The following is an 11,689-nucleotide window of genomic DNA, read 5'->3' on the forward strand; positions in this document are numbered from 1 at the left end:
TGAGTTGGAACGCCTCAATTGGCGAGGCTCTTGGAAACGATCTCATGTACGTCGTTGGACAGCTTCTGTGTCTTTAAGATCCGTTCCAATTCCAATTTCATTTGTTCCTGCCGTTTCGAGTCGTACCTTCGCCAGCGGCTCAACGGGGCAGCCAAGCGCGCTGCAATCTGCGGGTTAATGCCATCCAAGGCTATAATATTGTCGGCTAAGAATCGGTAGCCTTGACCGTCCGGCGCATGGAAACGTGCCGGATTAGCTTGACAGAATGCACCGATCAATGCGCGAACCTTGTTGGGGTTTCGCAGTTCAAAGGCCGGATGTTCGATGAGCGCTACCACTCTATCGAGGGCATCGGAGCGTTTCGACATGGCTTGCACTCGGAACCACTTGTCCACAACTAGCGGTTCGCGCTGCCAGCGCTCGTAGAATTCGCGTAACGCGACATCTGCCACTTCACCTTCAGTGTCGGCCAGAAGCGCTAAAGCTGCAAGTTGATCGGTCATATTCGTCGCCTGTCGGAATTGTTCCAGACAACGGGTTTGCTCGGACTCGCTATGCAGACAGCTCAGGTAGCCAAGCGCGACATTCTTAAGTCGCCGTTTGCCGGCACCGTCCCCATCGGGGCGGTAAGCGGTATTGTCGCTAGCGAGTTCTTGATAAAGGCTTAGCCATTGCTTGGCAAGCCCTTGCGCGAGTTGTTGGCGTAGCGCTTCCCGGCTTGCATGGATGCCGAGTGGATCAATCGTTTGCATTTGCTCGGCGAGATAGGCCTCGGTAGGCGGTGTTATAGCTTCGGCGATGAAGGCAGCGTCCAGCGCCTTGTGCGCGAGGGTTTCTTGGATCGCTTTTAGCAAAGGCTGTGGGAGTTTGCCGATACCCTTAGCCGTCCATTCCAATAACAGGTCCGACATCAAACGTTGGCCGGCCTCCCAACGGTTGAACGGATCGCTGTCGTGGGCGAATAAGAAAGCGAGATCTTCCGCAGTATAGGGGTAGTCCAACTCGACTGGCGCGGAAAATCCACGCAATAACGATGGCCGAGGGCGCTTGGGAATGTTGACGAAGCGGAAGCTTTGCTCTGCCTCCCGGATTTCTAAAACGCGGTGCGCCGTATCCAAAGCATGACTTTCGCCGTCCAGTTGCAACGGCAGGTCCTTGCCGTCGGTATCCACCAAGCCGACGGTTAGCGGCAAATGAAAGGGCTTTTTCTCGCTCTGGCCCGGCGTCGGCGGACAGCTTTGGCTAACGTGCAGAGTATAGGTTTGCGTTGCCGGGTCGTACTCATCGCGCACGCGAAGTTTCGGCGTGCCGGCTTGGCTATACCAAAGCGAGAACTGCGACAGATCGACGTTGTTAGCGTCGGCCATGGCGGCGAGGAAGTCGTCGCATGTCACCGCTTGGCCGTCGTGGCGTTGAAAGTATAAATCGACCCCGCGCCGGAAGCCTGCTTCGCCGAGCAGGGTGTGGTACATCCGAATAACTTCTGCGCCTTTGTTGTAAACCGTCGCCGTATAGAAGTTGTTAATTTCTATGTAGCTGTCCGGGCGCACCGGGTGCGCCATAGGGCCGGCGTCCTCAGGGAACTGGTGGTTCCGCAGGATGCGCACGTCGTTGATGCGTTTGACTGCCGCCGAGCCCATGGCAGCGCTGAATTGCTGTTCCCGAAAGACCGTCAGCCCCTCTTTTAGGCTCAACTGGAACCAGTCTCGGCAGGTTACGCGATTGCCGGTCCAGTTATGGAAGTACTCGTGTCCGATCACGGCTTCGACATTTTCGAAATCCGTATCGGTGGCCGTATCGGGGGAGGCTAGAACGTACTGCGTATTGAAAATATTGAGCCCTTTGTTTTCCATGGCTCCCATATTGAAGTCGCCGACGGCAACGATCATGTAGATATCGAGGTCGTACTCCAGTCCGTAGGCTTCTTCGTCCCACCGCATGGAGCGTTTCAGCGACGCCATGGCATGCGCCGTCTTGTCGATGTTCTCGTGTTCGGTATAGATCTCTAGCGTTACCTCGCGGCCGGAGGTCGTGACGTAGGTGTCGCGCCGACAGGCGAGATCGCCGGCAACCAGCGCAAAGAGATAAGACGGTTTGGGAAAAGGGTCCTCCCAGCGTACCCAGTGGCGGCCGTCGTCGTAGTCGCCGCGTTCTACCGGGTTACCATTAGAGAGCAGCACGGGATAGCGCGCCTTGTCGGCGATGACGGTGGTCGTATAGCGGCTCATCACGTCCGGGCGATCCGGAAAATACGTGATTCGCCGGAAGCCTTCGGCTTCACATTGGGTACAAAACATGCCGCCCGATTTGTATAAACCTTCTAATTGGGTATTCAATTGAGGTTGCAGGCGGGTGGTGATTTCCAGCGTGAACTGGGCAGGAACCAGAGCGATTGATAAACCATCCGACTTAAGCAAGTAATCGCCTAGCCGCAGGGCTTTCCCATCCAGGCTTAGTTCCAGCAATTCCATGCTTTCGCCGAACAAGTGCAAGGGTTCGTGCGGGTTTATACCGTCGTTTCGGCAGATGTGAAGCCGAGATTTAACAAGGGTTTCTTCCTCGTCGAGGGAAAACTCGAGTTCGAGCGAATCGACCCGGTATGGCGGCACCTGGTACTCGTGTCGGTGAACTGGAGTCGCGTGTTGTTCGGTCATAGTACCCTTCAACGTTAAGTCGGTTGATTGCCTTAATGCCGTCGGCCAGCCGGATACGCCAAGCGTTGCAGGGCGTACTATGTGAGTAAGCGCTTAAGACTGCGGCCGCGGTATACGGCACGGCGCACGATCAACAACCCGCTAATGGAAATGGGTTGTTTTTAGCGTAACGCCAAGCTCCGGTAGTTCCTAATGGGCTCGAAAAAATAGTAGATGTCGGCTAATAGCTCGTTCCTGTGCCAAATATGCCTATAGGCTGTGCCCCATCGTCAGCAGGGTCGCCGTCGTTTCCTTATATCTATTTAAATCGGTAGTATGATCGTAGCGATTTCTATGCCCAGTACATAGTCCAGCAATATTATGCGAGTACTGCAAGCCCTAACAGGTTACTGAAAAAGTCTATCCATGGGCTTTTCCAGTTTGCGGCGCCCTAGGTAGCACTGCTAATACTGCGATTTTGGCGAGGCCGCGCGTTATGCGGCGGGCGGGCTTGCCGTTCGCATTAGGTGGGCTTTTGTCCATGCTCCGTTCGGCCGTTAACGTCCGCTTAATTTAGCTTATTACATCCTTGGGGGCGCGCAATTCGCAATGGTACGACGAGGTGTCGTGCCTGCCGGTTAGGTCATGGCGCAGTGCTGGGCTTGATACGTGGGCGGCACGAGAACTATGACGTATGACGTATTTTCGCAGGCTTTTCCCATGTATCTTGCGGGAAGAGTAAATGCAGCGTTGAACCTGTGGGGGGTTCTTCACGACTTTTCTACTGCAGTGGGTTAAGTGCGGCGTTTTGCCTCTCGCAGGCCCCGTACACGTGAACATATGACGCGAAAGGAGAACGCTGCAGGTTCGCGGTTTTGACCTCGTTGCAGGTGTTGGCCTTGGTTTGGTTCGTAAGGCCACGACGAAATGGATGACGCTTATGTTCAGCTTGTTCAGTTATATGGGGCTTGGCCCCGCGTTGGATGGTTCTCAGTTGGAGGTGCTAGAGCATCACCCCGAGAGGCCCGTTAGCGATACGCCCTTGCTATTCGTGCACGGCGCATATGCTGGTGCGTGGTGTTGGGATGCCCACTTTCTGCCGTATTTCGCCCGCCGCGGCTATCATGCTTATGCGCTAAGCTTGCGTGGCCATGGGGAAAGCGCAGGGCATGAGTCGCTGCATTCGGCGGGAATCTCCGATTATGTGCAAGATGTCGCAAGTGTCGTTGAGCGTTTCGATTCGCCGCCGATTCTGGTCGGGCATTCCATGGGCGGCATGGTCGTGCAAAGTATCTTGAGCGCCATCAAGCTGCAGGCGCAGTGCTCATGGCTTCCGTACCGCCGACCGGCCTGTGCGGTTCCGCGCTGAGAATGTTGGCGACGGACCCGTATATGCTAGTACGCATGTCCTTCCTGCATGGTGGCGGTGGTTTTCCGGACGATTTCAAGATGACGCGACGGGCCGTTTTCTCGGAGGATGTTCCCGAGGAGGAAGTACAGCGCTATGCGAGTCGCTTCCAAGCTGAGTCCCATCGTGCATTATGGGATATGACAGTCGCGAATTTGCCCCAGCAATGGCGTATTAAACCGCCGCGGATGTTGGTTCTGGGGGCGGAAGACGACATTCTCTTCTCGCCGGCCATGGTGGAGACGACGGCGAGGGCTTATCAAGCCGAGATGGAAATGTTCCCCCGTATGGCGCACGGTATGATGCTGGAGACCAACTGGCAAGCGGTTGCCGACCGTATCCTCCGCTGGTTGCAAGCATAGCGGCAGCGGAGGGAGGGGCGGACCGCCCTCGCAAGGGTGGTCCGTCTGGGTAGATTTGGGCCGCTAGGGTTTACTAGTGTAGTTTAAGGCGCCCTTTGACGGGGCGGGTCAACCAGTTCCCGAGCGTCATGATTCCCGTTTTAAAACCGCCATGCAGCGCCATGAGATGGCGCTTGTACAGTAAGGCATACGCCCAGCGAGCGATAAACCCTTCTATCATCAGCCCTTTGATTGCCTTGCCCATTAATTGTCCTACCGCCTGCTGTTCGGTGTCGAGCGAGATCAGCGAGCCTCGGTCTCGGTATACGAAGCTAGGCAGCGGTTTGTCGTTAAGGCGGCGTTCGATAGCTTTCACCAGAAAGCGTGCTTGTTGCGAGGCCGCTTGGGCTCTGGGCGGAACAATCCGATCGGTGCCGGCTTGCGGGCAGGCTGCACAATCTCCCAGAGCAAAGACATTATCGTCGAGGGTCGTCTGCAGCGTTTGGCGAGTGAGTAGCTGATTGCTCCGATTCGTTTGTAAATCGCCCAGTTCTTTGAGCACCGTTGGGGCTTTAATGCCGGCTGACCAAACTTTGATGGCAGCCGGGATGAAACGGCCGCTTTTGGTGGTTACCCCTTCCTCCGTTACCTCGGTAACCAATTCGCCGGTGACGATCTCGACGTTCATTTTCCTGAGCTGTCGGGCAGTCTTTGCCGCGAGCTCTTCGGGTAAAGGCGGTAGAACGCGTTGTGCACCTTCGATCAGGGTGAGTTGGAGATCGCGCTCGGGGTCGATATGGTCGAGCCCATAGTGGACGGCGCGCTCCGCGGCACCTCTAAGCTCGGCAGCCAGCTCGACGCCGGTTGCCCCCGCGCCGATGATAGCGACGGATAATTGCTCGACCGTATCCGGTCAGCTTGCGCTCGGAGCATAAGTTGCATAAGTCGGTGGTGAAAGGCATCAGCTTCCTCAAGCTCGTCCAAGTGAAAGCAATGCTCGGCCGCTCCCGGCGTGCCGAAGTGGTTGCTGACGCTGCCGATAGCGATTACCAGGGTGTCGTAGTCGATACTGCGGGCCGGCACAATGTCGGTGCCGTCTTCGGCCTTAATGGGGGCGAGCTTGACCTGCTTGCGGTTGCGGTCCAGGCCGCATAGACGGCCGTACTGGAAGTGAAAATGGCAGCGGTGGGCCTGAGCTAGGAAGTTAACCGCATCTGCCTGAGAGTCCAGGGTTCCGGCGGCTACCTCATGATAAAGCGGTTTCCACACATGGACCAGCGAGGCATCGATGAGGGTAATTACTGCCTCGTCGCGGCGGCCTAGTCGACGACCTAACAAACTCGCTAGCTCCAGCCCGCCGGCGCCCCCGCCGACGATGACGATTCGATGTTGTATGCTCATGTCTAGCGCCTTGCTTTTCCAAAAGCTTGGTAACGTGAGTGTTACTCCTCACAGTTCGGGCACTAAGCGCATGAAAAACCGGCACGCCTTTGGGGCGTGCCGGTTTTGCAAGGGAAAGGTGTGTTTGCTTGAGTTCTCAGGCGGAGCGGCGACGGCGCCAGACCGGCTCGTGGACGTCGGCAGCGGCCTGATAGATAACGTCGAAGTCTTTCAGTGCCTGCAAAGCCTGCTCGGGGTCGCGGTCCTCGCGTACCTCGAACGCATTGAAACCGACGCGATGCATGTAAAACAGCTGATCGCGCAATACGTCGCCTACCGCGCGCAATTCGCCTCGATAGCCGTAGCGGTCGCGTAGCAATCGCGCATGCGAATAGCAGCGGCCATCCTTGAATGCGGGAAACTCCAAGGCAATCAGCGAGAATTTGTCGCGGTCTGCGGCGAGGTCTTCCGGCGCGACATCGCCCGTGGCCTGTACGCCGAGACGACCGTTGCGCTTAAGCAGGGTATCCGGCTCTTGCTGCCAGCGAGTCCAAGAGACGATGATGTCGCCTTCTGCAGGTAGGGCGGCGTCGTCAGCAACGTGAATCCAGCTATCCTCGACGATCGCGCCGTCTTTGATGATCTTACGCATAGATTCGCTCCTTAAACGGCGTCAGACCGATCCGCCGGTAGGTGTCGAGGAAGGGCTCGCCTTCTTCGCGGTGCTCGGCATAGACTTTGAGAATGCGGCCGATTATGTCCGCAACCTCGTCCTTGCCCACCGCAGGGCCTACCCGGTCGCCAAGCGCCGCGTCGTTGCCGCTGGTGCCGCCAAGGGTGATCTGGTAGTACTCTACGCCTTTCTTGTCGACCCCTAGAATACCGATGTGGGCGACATGATGGTGTCCGCAGGCGTTCATGCAGCCCGACATGTTGATCCGTACCGGGCCGAGATCGTAGAGGTAGTCGAGATCGTCGAACTTCTCGTTGATTTGCTCGGCAATACCGATCGAGCCGGCGTTAGCAAGACTACAGAAATCAAGCCCGGGGCAGCAAATCATATCGGTCACTGTGCCGATATTCGGCGTTGCCAGCCCTTGGGCCTTCAGCGCCTGCCATAATTCGTAGAGGTCTGCTTGTCGGACGTCGGCGAGAACCAAGTTCTGCGTGTGACTGACGCGCGCTTCGCCGAAGCTGAAGCGATCGGCAAGCTCGGCGACGGCCTCCATTTGCTCGTCCGTCATGTCGCCGGGAGCACGGCCGGGCGCCTTGAGGGATACGAACACTGCTCGATAGCCGCGCTGTTTGTGAGGAAGCACGTTGTGAGCCAACCAGCGAGCGAAGTTAGGGTCTTCTTCTCGTTGCTGCTCGTGGCGCGTGTCGTCGGCCGCGTTAGCATCGTAATCGGGCAGCGTAAAGAACTGTTGCATCCGCTCGATGTCGGCGTTTTCCAATGTGAGAGCAGCGTCGTCGCGTAAATACTCCCACTCTTGTTCGACCTGCTTGGCAAAGATCTCCGGGCCGAGCGATTTGACCAGGATTTTAATACGCGATTTGTAAAGGTTATCGCGCCGGCCATACAGGTTGTAGACGCGAAGAATCGCTTCTAAGTACGAGAGCAGATGCCGTTTCGGCAGGAATTTGCGGATGACCGCGCCGATAATCGGGGTACGGCCGAGCCCGCCGCCGACCAGCACTTCGAAACCGACTTCGCCTTGCTCGTTACGCACCAGCTGCAAGCCGATATCGTGCACCTGAGTGGCCGCACGGTCCTTCTGGGAACCGCTCACCGCAATTTTGAACTTGCGCGGCAAATAGGAGAACTCCGGGTGCAGGGTTGCCCATTGACGAATGATCTCGCAGTAGGGGCGAGGGTCTTCGATCTCGTCGTCGGCAACGCCGGCTAAGTGGTCGGAGGAGATGTTGCGAATGCAGTTCCCGCTGGTTTGGATGGCGTGCATCTGCACTTCTGCCAGCTCGGCCAGTATGTCCGGCACTTTTTCCAGCGCCGGCCAGTTGTACTGGATGTTCTGTCGGGTCGTGAAGTGACCGTAACCCTTATCGTAGGTGCGAGCGATCCGCGCCAACCGGCGTAGTTGTTCGCTTGACAGCAGACCGTAGGGAATGGATACCCGTAGCATGGGTGCCCACCGTTGAATGTACAGTCCGTTCATCAGCCTAAGCGGACGGAATTCTTCCTCGCTTAGCTCGCCGGCCAGAAAGCGCCGGGTTTGGTCACGGAACTGAGCCACGCGCTGGTCGACCAACGCCTGGTCATACTGATCGTATATATACATTGCCTCTGCGTCCTCAGATCGTCGCAGTAAACAGGTGGTTATTCCATCAGCCTGCGAAAAATGTGCTGTCTCCCCGTTCAGCCGATTTTACGGGGTTTGGCGCAAACCGTAGCAATTTCCCTATATGCGCAAAAGTAATGTTTCGGCATATCAACATCGCAATGCGTTATAAGAAGGCGCTGTTGGCGAAGCGCCAGCGGTCGATTTCCTTGCTTGCGCTTGGCTAGGCGCCGTACCGACATCTGGAGGAGAGCGACCGCGAGCGGTGTCCGGCGAAAGTCTTGCCGACTTCGAGGCCGGATACCACTGGGGTGCGTAGTCTACCATCGGAATTTGTCGAATAGTTCAGGATGAGCCCAGTTTCTACTGTTCAGCCAATCGGGCGTGGTTTTATACGTTGCGATATCGAACTGAAATAGCTCCACCGGCCCGGTCGGCCCCGTGCAGCGCAGATACCGCTGAAGCCGAGGCCGATCATGTCGCGATGATGCCAATTTTCTTGTGCAACCGGTAGAACGGCGAGAATCTGGCGTGCGTAAATGTCGCGCAGGCCGGCAATCAGACGCGAAATGTCCGACCGAGTCGCGTCTTCGAACAGGCCATCGAGCAGGGCGAGATCGTACTGGCCCAGGTCTGCAATGGCATCAGTCGCTGTGTCGGGGGCGAGTGCTTCGAGCCGGCAGTGGGGATGCTCTGCCCGATAAACGGCAGCCAGTTGTTGCGCGCGTTCGCCTACAGCGAGTAACGAAGTCGGTGCGACGTCCTTCAGCAACTCAAGGGCAACGTGGCGATAGTCGGGGGGGTATCCATTCAGGTAATCTCGTATTAAAGAGTGGCCAATCGCTTTTCCGGCAAACCGAAAGATGAGCGGCCACTATAGTGCTGATGAGTAACTACGAATCCGTCACGGTTCGGCGGAAAGCTATATGACACGCTATGTTGCCAGCTTATGTAAAGGCGGATAGCATGGCTTTCATTAGCAAATAATTAAGGAGCGGCACGGATCGCGACGTGGCGTCAGGAAGATTACCCCCTCCTATTATTATAAATAGTTAAGAAATTACTGATTAGTCGTTTAGTGGTTTCTTAACATTCACGAAATAATGCGATCAATGTGGTGGTTGCTCTGTTTGCACGTCTGCGAAATCGACAGCGGGCGGACGGTTTGCTTGGTGTCTCGTTGGACGAACGAGGCGTTGCGCTTGCGCGTCTCCGACGGGATGGCCGGCTAAGTCGGTTCGATTTGCTGTCTTACCAAACGGTGACCGGCGCTGAGGGTTGGCGCGATGCGTTGACTGCCCAGGTCGAGCGTTACGGTTTGACCGGAGGCTCATGCGTTTGTGTGCCGCCGGTATCCCATTATCAGCTAAACCAAGTCGAAGCACCGTCGGTAGCGGCGGAGGAAATGCGCAGCGCCGTGCGGTGGCGGTTGAAGGAGTTGATCGATTACCCGGTTGACGAGGCGGTTGTCGATACTTTCGAGGTTCCGGCTGCGCGAGGCCAGGCAAATAACAGTAGGCTGTTTGCGGTATCGGCGCATAGGCCGGTGCTTGAGGCGACCATCGATACGGTTCAAGCAAGCGGTCTGCAACTGCGAGCGATCGATATTCCGGAATTAGTACTGCGAAATCTGGCAGCGGAAGTGCCGGAGCAGGGCGGGGGCGTGGCTTTGGTGACGTTGCGCGAAAGTAGCGGCCTGATCACGATCAGCCGGGGCGAGACCTTGTTCTTGGCCCGTGGGCTGGATTTTGGCGTCCAGCAACTGCTGGACGGCCCTGCGGCGATTCGAGAAACCTTGCTGCTGGAGATACAGCGTTCGCTGGATTACTACGAAAGCCAGCTTACCTCGGTACCGCCTTCCCGCATTTTATTCGCGCCCATGCTCGGCGAGCGCGAACCGCTTCTCGATTACCTCAATACACAGGTGGGGGTGCCCACCTATGGGTTGGATTGCGAGCAAATTATCGATCTTGAGGAGCCCTGCGACCAGGTAGCGCAAGCTTACGCATTATTGGCTGTCGGTGCCGCTTTAAGAGGGAAAGGAGAGGCGGTATGAGGCAGCAGATCAATCTGTTCCAACCGCAGCGGCAGCGACACGGTGTTTGGTTATCGGCTCACAGCCTTGCGTGGGGCAGCGGCCTGTTGGTGCTGGGGTTGGCGTTGGCATCCTCGCTTTTTTGGTGGGGCGAGCAACGCGAGCTACGCGAGCTTGCAGGTATGCGCGTCGAGCATGCCGACCGGAGCGGTGAGGCGGTTGCGTTGCAACGGCAACTCGAAGAACGGAGGGCTGATTCCGCCGTTCAGATCGAGCTAGATCGTTTAGAAGCCGAGTTGGCCGCTAAACGTCGCTTTCTACACAGCTTCGATCCTTTGGAGGGGGCGCAAGGACAAGGTTTTGCCGATGTGCTCAGCGGTCTTGCGCAAGGCCGGGTCGAAGGCGTCTGGCTGCGAGAGATTCGTATAACGCGTCGAGGCGAGTTGCGTTTCGAGGGAAGTGCGACCGATCCGGCGCTGGTGCCCCGATTCGTCGATGCGCTAGGGCAGCAGTCGGCGTTTCAGGGGCGCGATTTTCGCCATCTGCGTATTGAGCGTATGGAAAACGCCAGGCAGGTCGATTTCAGCTTGCAGACACGGGGCGAGCGATGAAGCGAAGTTGGCAGGCATTAGAACAACGTATCGAGCAGCTATCGACCCGGGAGCGCCTGCTGGTAGGGCTTGCCTTAGTAACCTTGCTGCTGGGGGTATGGGTCATTGTTTTCTTTACGCCTTACGAAGCACGGAGCGAAGCGCGTCACATCGAGATGGAGCGCTTGACGAAGGATTTGTCGGCCTTGGAAAGCAAGTTGGCCCGGCTGCGGCAGTCTGTTGCCGACGATCCGCATGAGGCCTTGCAGCGGGAGCTGATTAACGTGCAACGGCGTCTGGCAGACGTCGAGGCGGACCTGCAAGCGCGGGCGGGCGGATTTGTTACGCCGCGGGAGATGTCCGGTGTGCTGCGAGATGTGCTGCATGCCCAGCCTGGGTTGACCTTACTGCGGCTGGAGAGCACCGGCGCGGAACCGCTTGCCACGGTTGGCGGGTATGCGCCGGTTTATCGGCACGGTTTGGTGCTGGAGTTTCGGGGCGATTACCGGAGCACATTACGGTACTTGGAAGCGCTCGAGTCCTTACCTTGGAGTTTCTTCTGGGAAGAGTTGGATTACCGCCTGGAACAGCATCCGGAGGCCGTTGTTCGGCTTCGCATCGGTACCCTTAGCGGACATGAGGAGTGGCTCGGTGTTTAAACGATTGGCGGTAATGGGTTTGCTGTTGCTGGGGAGTGCGGCGTCAGCGGACTGGGCCGATCCTACGCAGCCGCCGGCACACCTGCATGGGCAAGCGCCGGAGCGCGCGAGCGACACCGCTCCGGCGTTGCGCCTGACCTCGATTATTCATGGGAGCGAACGTCGCTTGGCGCGTATTAACGACCAGTGGGTGCGGGAGGGTGATCGAGTGGAAGGTGTGGAGGTGCTTGCTATCGGTACCCGCACCGTTCGCATCCGCCACGGCGGTCACCAAGTGCAGCTTTCTTTGCTGGGCGTGGAAATACAAAAGCGAGCCGTGACGGACTCGCACGATCAGTGAGTAAAG

13 protein-coding genes are annotated in these 11,689 nt (G+C 57.3%); 6 read left to right on the forward strand and 7 right to left on the reverse strand.

From position 1 onward, the window contains the following. Window positions 1-14: 14 nt before the first annotated feature. Entirely contained in the window at window positions 15-2,654 is a 2,640-nt protein-coding gene (pepN, locus tag CAI21_RS13285; RefSeq protein ID WP_116302725.1) for an aminopeptidase N, read from the reverse strand. 919 nt (window positions 2,655-3,573) lie between these two features. On the opposite strand from pepN, the gene CAI21_RS23940 reads away from it, so the two are divergent. Together CAI21_RS23940 and CAI21_RS23945 are read left to right on the forward strand one after the other, a co-directional pair. Further along, complete coding sequence (locus CAI21_RS23940; RefSeq protein WP_220348217.1) at window positions 3,574-4,002, forward strand: alpha/beta hydrolase; 429 nt, start codon at window positions 3,574-3,576, stop codon at window positions 4,000-4,002. Then, the gene (locus CAI21_RS23945) at window positions 3,960-4,403 is read left to right on the forward strand and encodes an alpha/beta hydrolase (RefSeq protein ID WP_220348219.1); all 444 of its coding nucleotides are present in this window, start codon (window positions 3,960-3,962) and stop codon (window positions 4,401-4,403) included. Before CAI21_RS23940 ends, CAI21_RS23945 begins: the two co-directional genes overlap by 43 nt. A gap of 73 nt (window positions 4,404-4,476) precedes the next feature. On the opposite strand, the gene CAI21_RS23950 is transcribed toward CAI21_RS23945, so the two are convergent. The 6 genes from CAI21_RS23950 to CAI21_RS13310 form a co-directional block, all read right to left on the reverse strand. Continuing rightward, window positions 4,477-5,262, reverse strand: coding sequence for an NAD(P)/FAD-dependent oxidoreductase (locus tag CAI21_RS23950; protein ID WP_309544704.1), 786 nt, complete (start codon window positions 5,260-5,262; stop codon window positions 4,477-4,479). Next, entirely contained in the window at window positions 5,145-5,783 is a 639-nt protein-coding gene (locus tag CAI21_RS23955; protein ID WP_220348234.1) for an NAD(P)/FAD-dependent oxidoreductase, read from the reverse strand. Before CAI21_RS23955 ends, CAI21_RS23950 begins: the two co-directional genes overlap by 118 nt. A gap of 136 nt (window positions 5,784-5,919) precedes the next feature. Next, entirely contained in the window at window positions 5,920-6,414 is a 495-nt protein-coding gene (locus tag CAI21_RS13300; protein WP_116302726.1) for a DUF934 domain-containing protein, read from the reverse strand. Then, entirely contained in the window at window positions 6,407-8,059 is a 1,653-nt protein-coding gene (locus CAI21_RS13305; protein WP_116302727.1) for a nitrite/sulfite reductase, read from the reverse strand. Before CAI21_RS13305 ends, CAI21_RS13300 begins: the two co-directional genes overlap by 8 nt. 320 nt (window positions 8,060-8,379) lie before the next feature. Then, window positions 8,380-8,463, reverse strand: coding sequence for a DUF6231 family protein (locus CAI21_RS25995; RefSeq protein WP_404840873.1), 84 nt, complete (start codon window positions 8,461-8,463; stop codon window positions 8,380-8,382). Next, complete coding sequence (locus CAI21_RS13310; protein WP_116302728.1) at window positions 8,430-8,831, reverse strand: DUF6231 family protein; 402 nt, start codon at window positions 8,829-8,831, stop codon at window positions 8,430-8,432. Before CAI21_RS13310 ends, CAI21_RS25995 begins: the two co-directional genes overlap by 34 nt. Before the next feature lie 342 nt (window positions 8,832-9,173). Here CAI21_RS13310 and CAI21_RS13315 point away from each other — a divergent pair, with 342 nt between their 5' ends. The 4 genes from CAI21_RS13315 to CAI21_RS13330 are packed head-to-tail and all read left to right on the forward strand — an operon-like array spanning window position 9,174 to window position 11,683. Continuing rightward, on the forward strand, window positions 9,174-10,115 hold the full coding sequence (locus CAI21_RS13315) for a type IV pilus biogenesis protein PilM (protein ID WP_116302729.1): 942 nt from the start codon (window positions 9,174-9,176) through the stop codon (window positions 10,113-10,115). Further along, window positions 10,112-10,705 (forward strand): PilN domain-containing protein, encoded by a 594-nt coding sequence (locus tag CAI21_RS23215; RefSeq protein ID WP_181919420.1) that lies wholly within the window; start codon window positions 10,112-10,114, stop codon window positions 10,703-10,705. The genes CAI21_RS13315 and CAI21_RS23215 overlap by 4 nt, the downstream gene beginning before the upstream one ends. Next, the gene (locus CAI21_RS13325; RefSeq protein ID WP_116302730.1) at window positions 10,702-11,343 is read left to right on the forward strand and encodes a type II secretion system protein GspM; all 642 of its coding nucleotides are present in this window, start codon (window positions 10,702-10,704) and stop codon (window positions 11,341-11,343) included. The genes CAI21_RS23215 and CAI21_RS13325 overlap by 4 nt, the downstream gene beginning before the upstream one ends. Next, the gene (locus CAI21_RS13330) at window positions 11,336-11,683 is read left to right on the forward strand and encodes a hypothetical protein (RefSeq protein ID WP_116302731.1); all 348 of its coding nucleotides are present in this window, start codon (window positions 11,336-11,338) and stop codon (window positions 11,681-11,683) included. Before CAI21_RS13325 ends, CAI21_RS13330 begins: the two co-directional genes overlap by 8 nt. The last annotated feature ends 6 nt before the right edge of the window (window positions 11,684-11,689 follow it).

Source organism: Alkalilimnicola ehrlichii (assembly GCF_003399765.1).
Taxonomy (GTDB): domain Bacteria; phylum Pseudomonadota; class Gammaproteobacteria; order Nitrococcales; family AK92; genus AK92.